General features: G+C 36.0%; 12 protein-coding genes, 7 tRNA genes and 1 rRNA gene (1 of these 20 running past the window's edge). 5 read left to right on the top strand and 15 right to left on the bottom strand.

All coding sequences use genetic code 11. The annotated features are described in order from the left end of the window. Positions 1-17 precede the first annotated feature (17 nt). The gene (gene galE, locus SD1D_RS00160; RefSeq protein ID WP_058257053.1) at positions 18-1,031 is read right to left on the bottom strand and encodes a UDP-glucose 4-epimerase GalE; all 1,014 of its coding nucleotides are present in this window, start codon (positions 1,029-1,031) and stop codon (positions 18-20) included. A 189-nt stretch (positions 1,032-1,220) separates the two neighbouring features. Here galE and SD1D_RS00155 point away from each other — a divergent pair, with 189 nt between their 5' ends. The 3 genes from SD1D_RS00155 to SD1D_RS00145 all read left to right on the top strand — a co-directional run bounded on the left by SD1D_RS00155 (position 1,221) and on the right by SD1D_RS00145 (position 4,078). Then, positions 1,221-2,249, top strand: a complete 1,029-nt coding sequence (locus tag SD1D_RS00155; protein ID WP_058257052.1) for a CAP domain-containing protein — start codon at positions 1,221-1,223, stop codon at positions 2,247-2,249. A gap of 95 nt (positions 2,250-2,344) precedes the next feature. Next, on the top strand, positions 2,345-3,082 hold the full coding sequence (locus tag SD1D_RS00150; RefSeq protein ID WP_058257051.1) for a hypothetical protein: 738 nt from the start codon (positions 2,345-2,347) through the stop codon (positions 3,080-3,082). Between the two features lie 57 nt (positions 3,083-3,139). After that, complete coding sequence (locus SD1D_RS00145) at positions 3,140-4,078, top strand: S1 RNA-binding domain-containing protein (protein ID WP_058257050.1); 939 nt, start codon at positions 3,140-3,142, stop codon at positions 4,076-4,078. Positions 4,079-4,129: 51 nt separating this feature from the next. On the opposite strand, the gene SD1D_RS00140 is transcribed toward SD1D_RS00145, so the two are convergent. Further along, complete coding sequence (locus SD1D_RS00140; RefSeq protein WP_058257049.1) at positions 4,130-4,921, bottom strand: GTP pyrophosphokinase; 792 nt, start codon at positions 4,919-4,921, stop codon at positions 4,130-4,132. A 505-nt stretch (positions 4,922-5,426) separates the two neighbouring features. Between SD1D_RS00140 and SD1D_RS00135 the strand changes: the two genes are divergently transcribed. Then, complete coding sequence (locus SD1D_RS00135; RefSeq protein ID WP_058257048.1) at positions 5,427-7,175, top strand: ABC transporter ATP-binding protein; 1,749 nt, start codon at positions 5,427-5,429, stop codon at positions 7,173-7,175. After that, complete coding sequence (locus tag SD1D_RS00130) at positions 7,166-8,941, top strand: ABC transporter ATP-binding protein (RefSeq protein ID WP_058257047.1); 1,776 nt, start codon at positions 7,166-7,168, stop codon at positions 8,939-8,941. Before SD1D_RS00135 ends, SD1D_RS00130 begins: the two co-directional genes overlap by 10 nt. Positions 8,942-8,998: 57 nt before the next feature. Here SD1D_RS00130 and SD1D_RS00125 read toward each other — a convergent pair whose 3' ends face one another. From SD1D_RS00125 to SD1D_RS00065, 13 genes are all read right to left on the bottom strand, one after another. Continuing rightward, positions 8,999-10,321 carry a HAMP domain-containing sensor histidine kinase gene (locus SD1D_RS00125; protein WP_162287262.1) on the bottom strand — a complete coding sequence of 441 codons (1,323 nt, stop codon included), beginning with the start codon at positions 10,319-10,321 and terminating at the stop codon, positions 8,999-9,001. A 133-nt stretch (positions 10,322-10,454) separates the two neighbouring features. Next, entirely contained in the window at positions 10,455-11,132 is a 678-nt protein-coding gene (locus SD1D_RS00120; protein ID WP_058257045.1) for a response regulator transcription factor, read from the bottom strand. Positions 11,133-11,346: 214 nt separating this feature from the next. Continuing rightward, complete coding sequence (gene tkt, locus SD1D_RS00115; protein ID WP_058257044.1) at positions 11,347-13,329, bottom strand: transketolase; 1,983 nt, start codon at positions 13,327-13,329, stop codon at positions 11,347-11,349. A gap of 221 nt (positions 13,330-13,550) precedes the next feature. Continuing rightward, the gene (locus tag SD1D_RS00110) at positions 13,551-14,114 is read right to left on the bottom strand and encodes an ECF transporter S component (protein WP_058257043.1); all 564 of its coding nucleotides are present in this window, start codon (positions 14,112-14,114) and stop codon (positions 13,551-13,553) included. Positions 14,115-14,182: 68 nt separating this feature from the next. Then, entirely contained in the window at positions 14,183-14,899 is a 717-nt protein-coding gene (locus tag SD1D_RS00105) for an NAD-dependent protein deacylase (protein ID WP_058257042.1), read from the bottom strand. Positions 14,900-15,095: 196 nt separating this feature from the next. Then, positions 15,096-15,168, bottom strand: a tRNA-Lys gene (locus SD1D_RS00100). A 28-nt stretch (positions 15,169-15,196) separates the two neighbouring features. Then, a tRNA-Phe gene (locus SD1D_RS00095) sits at positions 15,197-15,269 on the bottom strand. Between the two features lie 66 nt (positions 15,270-15,335). Further along, positions 15,336-15,409, bottom strand: a tRNA-Met gene (locus SD1D_RS00090). Between the two features lie 58 nt (positions 15,410-15,467). Further along, a tRNA-Tyr gene (locus SD1D_RS00085) sits at positions 15,468-15,549 on the bottom strand. A 37-nt stretch (positions 15,550-15,586) separates the two neighbouring features. Next, positions 15,587-15,659: transfer RNA gene (locus SD1D_RS00080), tRNA-Thr, on the bottom strand. A gap of 11 nt (positions 15,660-15,670) precedes the next feature. Then, positions 15,671-15,743: transfer RNA gene (locus SD1D_RS00075), tRNA-Val, on the bottom strand. Between the two features lie 117 nt (positions 15,744-15,860). Next, positions 15,861-15,934, bottom strand: a tRNA-Asp gene (locus SD1D_RS00070). Positions 15,935-15,993: 59 nt separating this feature from the next. Beyond that, a 23S ribosomal RNA gene (locus tag SD1D_RS00065) occupies positions 15,994-17,459 on the bottom strand (it continues 1,434 nt past the right edge of the window).

Below are 17,459 nucleotides of genomic sequence, written 5' to 3'. Positions count from 1 at the left end.
CTTAATACTATATAGGATTAACTATGGTATCCATTGGGATTTTTGCTTTGCCAATTATATGAATCCCTACACATTTGCTCAATATCCCTGACTGCCTTCCAGCCCAGTTCTTTATTGGCTTTAGCAGGATCTGCATAGGATATGGCTATATCTCCCGGCCTCCTATCGGTAATAACATAAGGTAACTTCTTTTTGCAGGCCTTCTCATAGTTATGAATAACCTCCAAGACGCTGTAACCTCTTCCGGTTCCTAAATTATAGGTAACCAGCCCCGGTTTATCCTTAAGTTTTTCAATAGCTTTTATATGACCGATAGCTAAGTCTACCACATGTATATAATCCCTTACACCGGTTCCGTCAGGGGTATCATAATCATCTCCAAAGACATTAATCTTATCAAGTACACCCATTGCCACCTTTGCAATATAAGGTACCAGATTATTAGGAATGCCATTGGGATCTTCCCCGATTTCTCCACTTTCATGGGCTCCGATTGGATTAAAATATCTTAGAATTGCAATATTCCAACTATTATCAGCAGCATATATATCCCCAAGTATTTCTTCTATCATCAGCTTAGTTCTTCCATAGGGATTAGTAACTGATAAAGGAAAATCTTCTGTTATAGGTACTGTCTGGGGGTCACCATAAACCGTTGCAGATGATGAAAATACTAAGGTCTTAACCCCGTACTCTTCCATTACCTCCAATAAATTTATAGTTCCTGATACATTATTTTTAAAATACTTTAAAGGTATTTTACAGGATTCTCCCACTGCCTTTAATCCCGCAAAGTGAATAACTGCATCTATTTTTTCTTCTTCGAAAATTTTTTGTAGAGCACTTTTATCTAAAATATCATTTTCATAAAACTTAATTTTACGATTTGTAAGCTTTTCAACTCTTCTAATGGATTCCATATTAGAATTACTTAGATTATCTACAGCTACAACTTCATACCCACAGTTAAGCAGTTCTATATTTGTATGACTTGCTATATACCCGGCTCCACCTGTAACTAATACTTTCATATTATTCTCCTTTATATACTTTTTCATTTCATAATACTTTATATTTCCATAGATTTCAATAGTTAGGCCAGTTTTAAAAAATAACTTCTTATATTTCCAATTTATGACATGGATTCCCCCTATGTAATTATGTTAAAATAAAGACTAACAAATTAACCTTAAACATGGATATATAAAAAGGAGTTGACTATGGGAAAAAAAATTTCCTTAAGGTATGTCCTTCTTTTAAGTACTCTAATATTTAGTATAAGTTCCAAGGGCTGTTTAAAAAAGGATATTGATCCAAATCTAGAAAATGATATTTCTTCTATGTCACATATTAATCAGGCTTACTCTGAAGCTGACATTTTAAATAAACCTAATAAATCTACAAAATCAAATTCTTCCTCTAGCAAAAAAAATCCCACTGTTAATAGCGAGATTACCTTAAATGTAAGGGGTATCAGTATATCTCTAGGAGAAGAAGAAAAAAGCATATTACATAAACTAGGTAAACCAAACCGTATAGTAAGTACTGAATATGATTTTAATTATTATGTCTATAATAATGATTATAGCAAACTTTTATTTGTGGCCATTAGGGATAGTGAAGTGGTAGGATTTTATACAGACTCTATAGATTTTAATTTTATGGGTATAAGCCCCCAATCGGATCTAAATTTAGTAAATAAAATTCTTAAAAAGGATTTTACTATGGATTTTATCCTAACCCATAATACTCATTCTTACTCCCTAGAAATTTTTATGGATGAAGTAGGAACAAATTATGTTACGGGAATATCCCTACTTACTGCTGATATTAAAGAAAATAAATCTATGGATGAAATTACAAACCATATAGAACTCTTAGTATTTGATCTTACCAATTCCATTCGGGCAAGAAACGGCCTTTCCACTTTGTCTTGGTCATCTACTGCTGCTAATGCTGCTAGAAAGCATTCCACAGATATGGCTATAAACAGCTATTTTAGTCATTATGATAAATATAATAAAGGCCCCAGTGATCGCCTAAATGAGGAAGGAATAACTTTTCAATACCTAGGTGAAAATATCATTGCAGGATATGGAACAGCTATAATTTCCACCCATGCCTGGTTCAACTCCCCTGATCACAGGGAAAATATACTTAACAAAAATTTTAGAAACTTAGGAGTAGGATTTACATACATAAAAGACAGCGATTATAAAACATATATTACTCAATTATTTTACCGCTAATCCTATAATATAAAGACCTTATAATAATCGGGCTTTTAGATAATCCTTGATTTGTCAGGGCTTTATATGTATGCTTAACTATGGGAGGATTATTTATGAAAGAGCAATTATTTCATAAGGTCTGTGATGATATTATAGGCAGAGAAAAAGACTTTATGGGTATAGGAACTTTAAGTGAAAAAACCGTACATTCTGTCCTAAAGAATTATTATGAAGCCAATGAGTTAAATCATGAAGTAAAAATAGAAGGATTTGTAGCAGATATTTGTAACGGAAAAGAAATAATAGAAATTCAAACCAGAAGCTTTGATCGCTTAAGAAAAAAACTATCAATTTTTTTACAGCATTTTCCCGTAACTATTGTTTATCCGGTTCCTTATATTAAATGGATTCGTTGGATTAACCCTGAAACGGGAAAAATTTCGTCACCAAGGAAATCACCTAAAAAAGGCAGTCCTTATATGATTTTTCCTGAATTATATAAGATAAAAAATTTTCTTAAGCTGCCAAATCTAAGGTTTAAAATAGTACTTTTAAATATGGAAGAATACCGTATCTTAGACGGATGGAGTAAGGATAAAAAGAAGGGTTCCACCAAATGCGACCGCATTCCTTTAGAAATGGTAGATGAAATTTATATATCAGGGCTTGAGGATTATAAACTTCTTATACCTAAAAGCCTGGGAGAAGAATTTAGCTCAAAAGATTTTAAAGCAGCCTCAGGTCTATCAAACAATGCCTCATCCATAGCTATGAATATTTTAAATCATGTGGGTAGCATTCAAAAAGTAGGAAAAAAAGGCCGCTTGTATATTTATTCCAGAAGTATATGATATAATTATTAGAAAATATATGCCTAAAAAATAATAAGGAGGACACAACATACAGACATGAGTACAGAAAATATAACAAATACAGATGATAGTAATCTTTCCATGGATGATTTTAAAGAGGAGATAGATAGATCCTTTAAAAAAATTTCTGAAGGGGATATTATAAAAGGAACAGTCATTGGTGTATCTGACACTGAAGTTTCTGTAGATTTAGGATATTACGCCGAAGGTATTATTGGGCTTGAAGAATTAAGTAATGACCCTAACTTCTCCATAAAGGATGATATAATCGTAGGGGATGAAATATCAGCCATGGTTATAGGTAATGATGACGGACATGGTAATATACTTCTTTCAAAGAAGCGGGCCGACGACATTATTGCATGGGATAAAATTATGGAAGATTATGAAGCTAAAACAAAAGTAAAAGTAAAAATAGGCCAGGCTGTAAACGGAGGCCTTATTACTTATCTTTATGGTATCCGTGCTTTTATACCTGCCTCTCAACTGTCTTTAAGCTATGTAAAGGATTTAGAATCCTGGGTTGGAAAAGAGCTTGATGCTATTATTATTACTGCTTCTAAAGAAAACCGTAAGCTGGTTTTATCTGCTAAGGAAGTAGAGATAGATAAGGCTAATAAAGAAAAAGCACTAAAGATTTCAAATCTTACTAGAGGACTTGTAACCACAGGACTTGTTGAAAAAATTGTACCTTATGGGGCTTTTGTAAATATTGGTGATGGCTTGTCTGGCCTGGTCCATATATCCCAAATCTGTGAAAAGAGAATTAAGTCCCCCAATGAGGTAATTAAAGAAGGGGATAATGTAACCGTTAAGATTATAGATATAAAGGACGGTAAAATTAGTTTAAGTATGAAAGAGGTTAAAGCCAAGGAAGAGGTTATCGAGGATGTAGAAGATACCCAGTTTGTTTACCAGGCTGATGAAGAGGCAACTACCAGCCTTGCTTCCCTATTAAAAAACATTAAATTATAGTATATAAAAAAGGTGCTGCATTTACTTATTAAAATAAATGCAGCACCTTTTTTATGCTCCAAATCCGAAAAACATCCTATTTCTACCGGTCTTTTTAGTTTCTTTCTCTTTTTTTCTTTTATCCTTTTTACTATTGCCTTCATCTACAATTGTTCCAAGGGATTCAACTATTTCTGAATTATACTTATCTTCAATTCCATAATTTTTTACTTGATTTGAACTATAATTTTGAATTTCCTCATTTATTGAGAGCATCTTTCGATCAAGATAAGCCACCAGTTCTGAGCATTCTCTTAATTCTTTCTGTATATGATCCGGTGCATTTCCCTCAAATTTATAGTAAATCTTATGTTCTAGGCTGGCCCAAAAATCCATGGCAATTGTCCTAATCTGTATCTCAACCTTAGTGTCTACCGTCATATTAGAAAGAAAAACCGGTATGGTTACAATCATATGATAACTGGTGTATCCATTAGGTTTAGGATTAGCTATATAATCCTTAACCTTTAATACTTTAACATCACTTATTTTAGATATTAAATCAGCAATACGATATATATCCGATGTAAAAGAGCAAATCACCCTAATTCCTGCCACATCATTAACGTATTTTATAATATTCTCTACTGTTAAATCTCTTCCATACCGTTTTAATTTATTTGCTATACTCTGGGGAGTTTTTAATCTGGATGTAATATGCTCAATTGGGTTGTACTGATGAGCCAGCTTGAATTCATTGTTGAGTATCTCCAGTTTGGTATTAATCTCCTTTAATGCCGCATCATACAGCATTATAGCCTGGCTCCACTCCTCTGCCTCATTATACAAGATAGGTAGATCCATTCAATCACAACCTTCTTTGCTATATATTTTATACAAAATCATCCTGTCTTATTAAGCATGTCTTGTATAATTAGTATAGCATGAAATTATGAACAAACCTTGAAGTTTTTAAATTATTAATCAAAAATTAATATTTCATCTTATTTATACTTTTTTATTTTGTGAAAAATATGGTTGACAATTAAAATATTAGTAGATATAATGATGGAAGACTATTACAGAAAGTGAGGTAAAACATATGAAGTTAATAATCGGTAATAATAATAAGTGCATAATAATCTCTTTGTGTGGAAAAACCTCATGGAACTGTAAAAATTTAGGTGGTATATAATTTGTCTTTATATGGGTATTTATAGGGACTTTATATAACTATATTTTTGCTTATTAGCCGTGGTTTTTCAACTACGGCTTTTTTGATTTTATAATTATAATTTAAAGGGGGTTTATACACAAAAATACTTGTTACCGAAGATAAACATCTTAGGAATGCAGGAATGGAGGAGTTATGAATAAATTGTCTTATTATCTAAAGAAATACTGGTATGCCTATGCCTTTGCCCTACTGTGTACCATAATAGCTGTAGTCTTGGATATGGTATCACCACAAGTCACTAAAAACATCATAGATAAGGTAATCATAGAAGGAAAAACCGATCTGCTTTTCTCCTTATTATCTATGATATTATTTATTGGACTGGGAAGAGCTGTGTTTACCTATGTTAAGGAGCTTATTTTTGATACCGTTAGTTCAAAAATAGGCAGCCAACTTAGAAAACGTCTGTTTACCCATATCCAGGGATTATCCATTAGCTTTTTTGATGAAAACAATACGGGAGAACTGATGTCTAGGGTAAAGGATGATGTTGACAGGATTTGGGCCGCTACCGGTTATGTAAGTATGCTAATTTTTGAGGTTACTATCCATACGGGAATTGCATTATTCTTTATGTATAGGGAAAGTGCCAGCTTAGCAATTATTCCAACTATTGTGCTACCTATCGTAGGTGGCCTTGCCATTTTAATGGAGAATAAGTTGGGGAAAATATATGAAAATATCAGTGAACAAAATGCAAAGCTTAATACTGTAGCACAGGAAAACTTAGCCGGTGTCCGTACTGTAAAAGCCTTTGCTAGAGAAAAATTTGAAATTAATAAATTTTTATCCCACAATAAACAATACTATGATTTAAATATGAAGCAATCCAAGGTGTTTATTAAACTATATCCTTATTTTCAGCTGATTACAAAGCTTCTTCCCATGTTTGTAATTTTATTTGGAGGAAGACAAGTAATTAGGGGTGAAATATCTCTTGGTACTTTGGGGGCCTTTACAGAGTATTCTATGAACATTGTATGGCCCATGGAAATGCTAGGCTGGCTGTCCAACGACTTAGCTGCAGCATTTGCTTCATACAAAAGGATACGAAAAATTTTTGCAGAGGAAGCTAAAATTACCGAACCTGAAAATCCGGTTATCCTTGATGAGGTAAAAGGTAGTGTCGAGTTTAATCAAGTATCCTTTAATTTAAACGGTAATGATATTTTAACTGATATCAGTTTTAAACTAGAAGCAGGAAAAACCATAGGAATAATGGGTACTACAGGAGCCGGAAAAAGTTCAATTATAAACTTACTGCAAAGATTTTATGATGCTAGTCAAGGTGAAATTCTTCTAGACGGTGTTAATATTAAAGACTTATCCTTAAAACAGTTAAGAGGAAGTATATCCTTAGTAATGCAGGATGTATTTTTATTCTCTGATACCATTAATGAAAATGTTAAATTAGGTAAAAGGCCTTGGGTTAAGCAGGAAGAGGTAATTGAAGCTGCCCATTACTCTCAAGCCAGCGAATTTATAGAACGGATGGATGATGGTTATGATACCATAATCGGAGAAAGAGGTGTGGGCCTATCAGGGGGACAAAAGCAGAGAATAAGTATAGCCAGAGCCTTAGCTAAAAAGACCCCTATCTTGGTACTAGATGATTCTACTTCTGCCCTTGATATGGAAACTGAACATCTAATTCAAAAATCCCTAACCGACATTAAGGCTACAAAGATAATTATAGCCCACAGAATATCGGCTGTAAGAAATGCAGATGAAATTATTATTCTGGAAAACGGTAAAATCAAGGAAAGGGGCACCCATGAAACCCTCCTTAAAGAAAAGGGATACTATTATCAAACTTATCAGGCCCAGTACGGTGATTATATATCCGACTCCGGTAATAGGGAGGTGACTACATGTCTATAAATGCAATAAAAGAAGACGAACATATAAGTTCTGTCAGTAAAAAAGATACTTTAGTACGCTTGTTTAAATACCTTTTAGCATACCGTTCTACAATTTTTTCTGTTATATTAATTATGCTAACAACTGTTGCAATCTCCATTATTAATCCTTTGTTAATTGAACGTGCCATAGACGTCCATATAGCTAATAAGGATATAAAAAGATTGCTGATGCTAATAGGTTTTGCCTTAGGATTAAACATTATATTTATTCTACTGGTCAAGTTAAGAATGTATTTGATGGCCAAAATGTCCAACGACGTATTATTAAGAATAAGGCAGGAGTTATATACCCATATTCAGAAACTAAGCTTTAACTTTTTTGACAGCAGACCAACCGGTAAGATCCTGGCCAGAATTATCGGGGATGTAAATTCCCTTAAGGATGTTCTTTCAGACAGTGTTACCACTCTTATACCTGATTTTGTAACAATTGTCGCTGTAGTTATTATTATGTTAGTTAAAAACTGGAGACTGGCTCTTGCCTCCTTAATAAGCCTTCCACTGATGCTATGTGGTCTTTGGTTTATTGAAACAAGATCCCATGTCAGATGGCGTATTCATAGGAAAAAAAGCTCCAACCTAAATGCCTTTATCCATGAGTCTCTTTCCGGTATAAGAATTATTCAAAGCTTTACAGCTGAAAATGAAACCGAAGAGGATTTTGACCATCTACTAAAGGAACATAGAGGCTCCTTTATAAGTGCTATTCTTATTAATGATGCCTTCTTCTCAGTGGTAGATATAAGCTGGGGCCTTGGTACAATTGCTATGTACTTTGTAGCAGTTAAAGTTTTAGGTATAGGAGCCGGCAATGTGGGAACCCTTATATCATTTGGTATGTATATAGGTATGTTCTGGCGTCCCATTATGAATTTAAGTAATTTCTATAATAAGATAATAACTAATATTTCCGGAGCCGAAAGAATCTTTGATATTTTAGATACCAAGCCGGAAATAGAAGATAGGGCAAATGTAATTGAAATGCCTGAAATTAAAGGTGAAGTTACCTTCGAACATGTATCTTTTGCCTATGATGAAGATACACCGGTATTAAACGATGTAAGCTTTGTAGTAAAACCGGGAGAAACTATTGCCTTAGTAGGTCCTACAGGGGCAGGTAAAACCACTATAGTAAACCTGATAAGCAGATTTTACGATGTTCAGCAGGGAAATGTATATATAGACGGCTATAATGTTAAGGATGTATCCATTGAAAGTTTAAGAAAGCAAATGGGAATCATGACTCAAGATAACTTTCTTTTTTCAGGTACTGTTAAGGATAACATTAGATATGGCAGGCTTGATGCCAAGGATGAGGAAATTATTGAGGCCGCTAAGGCTGTCAATGCCCACGACTTTATTATGAAACTAAAAGACGGCTACGATACTGAGTTAAAAGAAAGAGGCAGTGGACTATCAATAGGTCAAAGACAGCTAATTGCTTTTGCCAGAACCATGGTATCCATGCCTAAGATATTAATTCTTGATGAGGCTACATCCAGTATCGATACCCATACTGAATTATTGGTTCAACAAGGTATTGAAGCACTGCTAAAAGGCCGTACCTCCTTTGTCATAGCCCATAGGTTATCAACCATAAGTAAAGCAGACAGAATCTTTGTTATTGACAAAGGAAAAATTTTAGAAGAGGGTACTTCTTCTGAATTACTGGCTAAAAAAGGCCTATATTATGATCTTTATATGGCTCAATTTAAAAATATTTAAGATAAAAAATATTTAGGGTGTCACAAAGAAAATCTTTGATGACACCCTCTTAAATTATTAAAACTTTCTATTTGGTATGGTTATAATAAAGCTGGTTCCCTTGGTAAATTGGGTTCGGACTTTAATTTTTCCTATATGGGCCAGAATAATTAATTTGGCAAGGGACAGACCCAGTCCATGGCCGCTAATATTATGATTTCTTACATAATCAGATCTGTAAAATCTATCAAAAATATGTTCAACATCCTTTCGGGTCATACCTATACCGGTATCTTTTACGGTTATTACGCAGTCACCGTTTTGATTTTCACATAGGATGGTTATTTCATCTCCATCATTTGAATATTTTATTGCATTATCAATAAATATTCGAATTGCCTGTTTTAAAGCCTGCTTGTCCCCATATACCACAACATCTTCTAATATGGGACTATTTATTATTCGGTTAGGGGTGGTAAGCTTAGTTTCTTTTATCATATCCTCTACCATAGGCCTCATATTAAAACGCTTCTTAATCAGCTTTAAGGTTTTTTTATCATGCCTTGATAAAAAGAGCAGCTTTTCTACCAGATCCTGCATAGACCGGGATTCATTTTGTATAGCTTCAATTGATTCGGCCAATACTTCTTTATTTTCACTTCCCCAGCGGTCTAGTAAATTAGCATATCCTTGTATAACTGCAATAGGGGTTCTAAGTTCATGGGAGGCATCTGAGACAAATTGCTTTTGACTCTCATAAGAAGTTTCTATCCTATCTAGCATTTCATTAATTACATTAGCCAGATCTTTTAATTCATTTTGAGTACCTTCTACATTTAATCTTTCACTATGCAGATTATGGACTGTCAAGCGATTTGCTGTTGCTGACATAATTCTAATGGGTTCAAATAATTTTTCATCACTTTTTCTTCCTTTTTTTATTATCAGCACAACGATAATAATATAAAGAACTATAAGTTTCCATAGCATGGATAGAAAGCTTCTATAGCTTCCTGTTAAATCATACTGAAAAGTAGCTATATAAGAGGATTTTTCAGTGGTAAATTCTTTATCTTCATTTATTACTAATATATTCTTATCACTTTTAGTATCAAAATGTATTCCATGAAAAAAAGCCTTGTCAGAAGCGGGAAGATATGCAATATCATTATAAACCTCTTCATTAGTATTTATATCAAGAAGCTTCATGGAAAGCCCTTGCATATAATAGGGATTAATATATGCACTTTCATCCTCTTCTTTGAAAGAAGTAATTATATCATTAGCCATATCACTAAAATTTTCTTTTTCAGCATACATAAAGATAAGGAATATTCCAAACATAAGTAAAAGTCCATGGGTAATAAGAAGTTTCAAATATCCCATTGATATCCTAAACATTATTGACAACCTAAAATTGCTCAGAAATTCCTCTCTTTTTTTCCGAATTGGAAGGATAATCTTAACCAATATTCTACGTATAGTCTCTAAAAAATTGTCCCAGCTCATATTATCCCTTTCTATCTATCATATCCTAATCTTTAATGATATAGCCAACACCGCGGACAGTAGATATTAAGTGAATACCATACTTTTCATCTATCTTCTGTCTTAAATATCTAATATAAACATCTACAACATTGGTATCTCCAAAATACTCATAATCCCATACATGATTTAATAACTGCTCCCTACTTAAGACAAAATTCTTATTACGAAGCATATATTCCAAAAGCTCATATTCCTTTTTGGTAAGGACAAGCTCATCATCTTTATAATAGGCACTGCGGCTGGCCAAATTTAGTTTTAAATCTCCAACCTGCAAGGTTTCTATTTTCGGCTCTTTCTGATTTTTCTTCCTATTTAAAGCAACCCGAATTCTAGCCAGTAATTCTTCTATGGCAAAGGGTTTAGTCATATAGTCATCGGCTCCTGTATCTAATCCGGCCACTTTATCAGAGACATCATCTTTTGCAGTAAGCATTATAATAGGAACTTGGGATTCTAGTCGGATTCTGCGGCATACTTCTATACCATTTAAACCCGGCAACATTATATCCAAAATAATCAAGTCTACATCTTCATTTAAAGCCTTATTAAGACCATTTCTTCCGTCTCCACAGATTAATACTTCATATCCTTCATGTTTTAATTCCAGCTCCAAAAATCTGGCAATTTTTAGCTCATCCTCAATTATCAGTATCTTTGCCACTTGGATTTCCCCTCCTTATATGGACTTTAATTTCTAATTATATATAAGTATAATTGTATCGGTAGCTTAAGTATTTTTCAACAGGTCTATATTAGAATTCCATTAGAAATATCAAAAGAAGGCAGAAGATAAGGTATCTAATTACCTTTTTTCTGCCTTCTAATGTCAGCTATAACTTAATCTATACCTAAAAATATATGTCTAATTTATATAATTATAATACGCTTTTAACTGCTTTTACCACATTATCTACTGTAAAGCCAAATTTCTCAAAAAGAACATTGGCAGGAGCAGAAGCACCAAAGCTATTCATGGCAATAGTAGTTCCGTCTAGACCAACATATCTACCCCATCCGAAGTAAGATAGAGCTTCTACAGCCACTCTAGCTCTTACATTCTTAGGTAGGATACTTTCTTTATACTCCTCAGATTGCTGCTCAAATACATCCATAGAAGGCATGCTGACTACTCTTACATCAATACCTTCCTTTAATAATTCTTCCTGAGCACCAAGACCTAATTGAACCTCTGATCCGCTTGCAATAATAATAGCATCAGGCACTTCCTTCTTAGAATCTGAAATAATATAAGCACCCTTTAATGCTTCTTTAGAGGAGCCTGCTAACTGTGGCAGATTCTGACGGGACAAAACAAGTGCTGTAGGAGTCTTAGTGGATGTAATAGCATAATACCATGCAGCAATAGTCTCAGTAGCATCTGCAGGACGGTAAACAGTAAAATTAGGCATAGCACGAAGCATTGCTAACTGCTCAATAGGCTCATGGGTAGGACCGTCTTCTCCTACACCGATGCTATCATGGGTTAATACATATGTTAAAGGCATTTCCATAAGGGCGGACAATCTTGCCATGGGTTTTACATAATCACTAAATACAAAGAAAGTAGAAACATATGGTCTTAGTCCACCGTGAAGGGCCATACCGTTACCTATACCTGCCATGGCCAGTTCTCTTACACCAAAATGTAGATTACGGCCTCCATAATTATCTTTAGAGAAAGATTCCTCGTCCTTCATAAGGGTCTTTGTAGAAGGTGCAAGGTCTGCACTTCCACCGATAAAATTAGGTAGATGATCTTTAATTCTATTTATTACTTGTCCTGAAAGATTTCTAGTAGCATCAGCCTTATCATCATATGCCCAGAACTCTTCATTATCAATCAGATGCTTTGCAGCATTCTCATCATGATACTGATCCCATAATTTTTTCATTTCAGGATATTCTTTGCAATAACTCTCAAAGAGCTTATTCCATTCTTCTTCAATCTGTGCATTCTTTTTAGCTATAGATTTGTAATTTTCATATACTTCTTCAGGAACCTCAAAAGGAGTATCACTGGGCCATCCCAGATTTTCTCTTAAGGCTTTAATATTATCAGCCCCTAAAGGTTCACCATGGGCACTGGCCATTCCTTCCTTAGGACTACCATAACCAATCTTAGTTTTTATTGTAATCATGGAAGGTCTTGTAAGATCTGCCTTAGCAGCTTCAATAGCAGCACCGATTTCTTCAAGATTATTGCCGTCTTCAACTACTAACGTCTGGAATCCATATGCTTCAAATCTCTTCTTTACATCTTCGGTAAAGGCTATATCTGTATCTCCTTCAATGGAAATCTTATTTGAATCATATAATACTATTAATTTTCCTAATCCTAAGGTTCCTGCAAGAGACATTGCTTCAGAAGTAATTCCTTCCATCATGCAGCCGTCTCCACCTAGAACATAGGTATAATGATCAACTACAGGATAACCTTCTTTATTGAATTTTGCAGCAAGGTGTGCTTCAGCCATAGCCATACCTACTGCCATAGCCATTCCTGCACCTAAAGGACCGGTTGTTGCTTCCACACCTACAGTATGTCCATACTCAGGATGTCCCGGGGTTAAAGAACCGTCTTGTCTAAACTGCTCTAAATCCTCTTTTGTAAGGCCATAGCCAAATAAATGTAGTAAAGAATATAAAAGCATTGATCCATGACCGCCGGATAATACAAATCTATCCCTATTTGGCCATTTTGGATTTGCCGGATTATGTTTCATGTGTTTAGCCCACAGCTCATAAGCCATTGCTGCAGCTCCTAGAGGGAGTCCAGGATGCCCTGAATTTGCCTTTTGTACGCCGTCTGCAGATAAAATTCTGATGGCATTTACTGACATTGTGTCAATCTTGCTCATGTTATTTCCTCCTTAAACTTTAATGTACTTATATAATGTTTCTATAATATCTGATTAGAACTTATATATTTTATCCTAATCTTATTACTGTGGTGAAATCTGGATTATTTCATTTTTCCATAGGTCTTGTAACGCATATATTACTAAATATACAATAAAAAGGTTTTTAAGGCAACCGTCAAAATATAATACAAATAAAAAAAATTTATTTAATTAACTAATTATTGAATATATTTCTCTTGTGATGAGTATATGGCTATTACAATACCGGGAACCAATAATAATTGAATAAGAATACCCGGCATTCCCCTTAGGCTAGAAGCCAGTACAGATAAGGGTGCAGGCACATTCATATTAAATAACCTAGCCATTAACAACAATACTATGGCATTAACCATCCTGCCTAAAATCATGGATAGTATTAAACTTATGTAAATTCGTATGGTTCTACTAATCCTTTTATTATTATAGCTTTTTAACAGATACATAAATAAGCCTGCAAATAACCCATAGGATGCCAGTTCAAATGCCATTATTATATTTTGTGGGAATATAGGCATTCCAAATAATGAATTGATTAGGGGAGTTATAAAACCAATGATTGTTCCATAAAAAGGTCCCAAAAAGATTCCTGCTATAAAAATACTAAAATGCATGGGCAAGAACACCTTTCCAATACCCGGTGTTCCAAACACATGAAACATTCTTGGAACAATAATTCCTAGGGCAAGGAGTATACCCCCTATTGTAAGTCTGTATGAGTTGCTTCTTCTATCTGTCTGCATATTATGTCCTTTCTATATATATTTTTAACAACTTTAAAAATTACTATAAGATTATGACCTCTTATCTACTATAATTCTTTGAAAACCTCTCCTAAGCCGGCCTGTATAAATAAATCAGCATCATTATCATAAGCTGTTACGGACTTATTAATCAGCACCATTTTTCTTCCCTTGTAATATCTGATAAGTCCTGCCGCCGGATAAACACTAAGAGATGTCCCCCCAATAATTAATATATCTGCCTTAGATATAAACTGTATTGCTTTTGTAATAGTAGCATCATCAAGACTTTCTTCATAAAGAACCACATCAGGTTTTATAATTCCTCCACATTGACAATATGGGATATTTTTACTTTTAATTATTTTATTAAGATCATAAAATTTATTACAGTTCATACAAAAGTTTCGCAATACTGACCCGTGAAGTTCTAAGACATTTTTACTACCTGCTTCTTGGTGAAGTCCGTCAATATTCTGGGTTACTACTGCCTTTAACTTTCCCTGCTTTTCTAAGTCAGCCAGCTTAAGATGAGTTATGTTAGGCTTTACATCTTTATATATCATCTTTTCCTTGTAAAACTCATAAAACTGCTCTGTATGACGGATAAAAAAGCTATGGCTTAATATAGTTTCCGGGGGATATTTATATTTCATATGATACAATCCGTCAACGCTTCTAAAATCCGGAATACCGCTTTCAGTTGATACTCCTGCTCCTCCAAAAAAAACAATATTATCACTTTCATTAATATATTGCTTCAGAAGATCAACTTTCTCTTTCAACACTATATCCTCCTTAACTTAATTATCCACGGTTGATGCAATATAACAATAAAATATCAACATTACTATAGTAACCCCGTTATTAGTTTATGTCAAATAATAACTAGCTATCTCTATACAAATTTCTATATAAATATAATTTTTCTAATTTTAAATTTAAACATAAAAAAAAACGGCCATAGATAAGGCCGTTATATGAGACATCGGGGACTCGAACCCCGGACACCTTGATTAAAAGTCAAGTGCTCTACCGCCTGAGCTAATGTCCCGTTTTAAATAATATTTTTCAAGTAAAAATGCCCAGAGCCGGAATCGAACCAGCGACACGAGGATTTTCAGTCCTCTGCTCTACCAACTGAGCTATCTGGGCATGGTATACTTCATTGCCTAAGAAGCTATGTAAATTCTTCTATGAAGACAACTAATAACATAAAAGTTGCGGGGGTAGGATTTGAACCTACGACCTTCGGGTTATGAGCCCGACGAGCTTCCAGACTGCTCCACCCCGCGTCATTATATAAGTTCGCATACCATATTGCTTAGTGGCGAACATTTGGCTTTTGCCAAATGGATGGGGAAGGATTCGAACCTTCGAAAGCTTAGCTAACAGATTTACAGTCTGCCCCCTTTGGCCTCTTGGGTACCCATCCATATAAATTATTTAAAGTCAACATATTTTATGTTGAAAGCCGATGATCGGACTCGAACCGATAACCTGCTGATTACAAGTCAGCTGCTCTGCCAATTGAGCCACATCGGCATTTTTTCTAATGGGACCTATAGGGCTCGAACCTATGACCCCCTGCTTGTAAGGCAGGTGCTCTCCCAGCTGAGCTAAGATCCCTTAGGGATATTATGTACAAACTTATACAATTCATACATCATACATAAATTAATCTTTTCTTCTAATGACGACTTGACTATTATAACACATAATCATCATTAAGTAAAGAAGAAATTACGACCCAGAAGGGACTCGAACCCTCGACCTCCGCCGTGACAGGGCGGCGCTCTAACCAACTGAGCCACTGGGCCAAATTATAAGTACATTCTACACATAAAAATGATTTCATCCATATCTGTAAAAACCTATTTAGGTCAAGCCCTCGACCTATTAGTAACAGTCAGCTACATGTGTTACCACACTTCCACCTCTGTCCTATCTACCTTGTGGTCTTCAAGGGGTCTTACTTGCTTATTGCAATGGGATATCTTATCTTGAGGGAGGCTTCACGCTTAGATGCCTTCAGCGTTTATCCCTGCCAAACTTGGCTACTCGGCCATGCACTTGGTAGTACAACCGATACACCAGCGGTTTGTCCAACCCGGTCCTCTCGTACTAAGGTCAGATCCTCTCAAATATCCTGCGCCCACGCCGGATAGGGACCGAACTGTCTCACGACGTTCTGAACCCAGCTCGCGTACCGCTTTAATGGGCGAACAGCCCAACCCTTGGGACCTGCTACAGCCCCAGGATGCGATGAGCCGACATCGAGGTGCCAAACCACTCCGTCGATGTGAACTCTTGGGAGTGATAAGCCTGTTATCCCCAGGGTAGCTTTTATCCGTTGAGCGATGGCAATCCCACTTTATACCACCGGATCACTAAGTCCTACTTTCGTACCTGCTCCACCCGTCGGTGTCACAGTCAAGCTCCCTTATGCCTTTACACTCTGCGAATGGTTTCCAACCATTCTGAGGGAACCTTTGAGCGCCTCCGATACCCTTTCGGAGGCGACCGCCCCAGTCAAACTCCCCACCTGACATTGTCCACCGGCCGGATCACGGCCGCGTGTTAGAAACCCAGTAACACAAGGGTGGTATCCCAACAGCGGCTCCACGACAACCGGAGTTGTCGCTTCATAGCCTCCCACCTATCCTGTGCATGCATTACCGAGTCCCAGTATCAAGCTAGAGTAAAGCTCCATGGGGTCTTTCCGTCCTGGCGCGGGTAACCAGCATCTTCACTGGTATTTCAATTTCACCGGGTGCATTGTCGAGACAGTGCCCAAATCATTACGCCTTTCGTGCGGGTCGGAACTTACCCGACAAGGAATTTCGCTACCTTAGGACCGTTATAGTTACGGCCGCCGTTTACTGGGGCTTAAGTTCAAAGCTTCGCCTTGCGGCTAACCTCTCCCCTTAACCTTCCAGCACCGGGCAGGCGTCAGCCCATATACTTCACCTTTCGGTTTTGCATAGACCTATGTTTTTGCTAAACAGTTGCTTGGGCCATTTCTCTGCGGCCTGGTTGCCCAGGCGCCCCTTCTCCCGAAGTTACGGGGCCATTTTGCCGAGTTCCTTAACAATGCTTCTCCCGTCGGCCTTAGGATTCTCTCCTCATCCACCTGTGTCGGTTTACGGTACGGGCTCATACAAAGCTATAGCGGCTTTTCTCGACGGCATGGGTTCGGAAGCTTCGCTACTTTATGTTCGCTCCTCTTCACACTTTAGCAACGCCTGAGGGATTTGCCTCCCAGGCTAGCCTTTGTGCTTGAACCGGTCTTTCCATTCCCGGCTCTTCCTACCCTTCCGTGTCCCCACAGTTCTGTTTGTATGA

The sequence above is a fragment of the Herbinix luporum genome, assembly GCF_900070325.1.
Lineage (GTDB): Bacteria > Bacillota > Clostridia > Lachnospirales > Lachnospiraceae > Mobilitalea > Mobilitalea luporum.
The sequence above is the reverse complement of the archived record's forward strand: the minus strand, read 5'-3'. Positions and strand labels throughout refer to the sequence as shown.

Coding starts and splice junctions, on each gene's coding strand:
- SD1D_RS00145 (WP_058257050.1), top strand. CDS start 3,140: ATGAGTACAGAAAATATAACAAATACAGATGATAGTAATCTTTCCATG.
- galE (WP_058257053.1), bottom strand. CDS start 1,031: ATGAAAGTATTAGTTACAGGTGGAGCCGGGTATATAGCAAGTCATACA.
- SD1D_RS00130 (WP_058257047.1), top strand. CDS start 7,166: ATGTCTATAAATGCAATAAAAGAAGACGAACATATAAGTTCTGTCAGT.
- SD1D_RS00150 (WP_058257051.1), top strand. CDS start 2,345: ATGAAAGAGCAATTATTTCATAAGGTCTGTGATGATATTATAGGCAGA.
- SD1D_RS00125 (WP_162287262.1), bottom strand. CDS start 10,321: ATGTTTAGGATATCAATGGGATATTTGAAACTTCTTATTACCCATGGA.
- SD1D_RS00110 (WP_058257043.1), bottom strand. CDS start 14,114: ATGCAGACAGATAGAAGAAGCAACTCATACAGACTTACAATAGGGGGT.
- SD1D_RS00140 (WP_058257049.1), bottom strand. CDS start 4,921: ATGGATCTACCTATCTTGTATAATGAGGCAGAGGAGTGGAGCCAGGCT.
- tkt (WP_058257044.1), bottom strand. CDS start 13,329: ATGAGCAAGATTGACACAATGTCAGTAAATGCCATCAGAATTTTATCT.
- SD1D_RS00155 (WP_058257052.1), top strand. CDS start 1,221: ATGGGAAAAAAAATTTCCTTAAGGTATGTCCTTCTTTTAAGTACTCTA.
- SD1D_RS00135 (WP_058257048.1), top strand. CDS start 5,427: ATGAATAAATTGTCTTATTATCTAAAGAAATACTGGTATGCCTATGCC.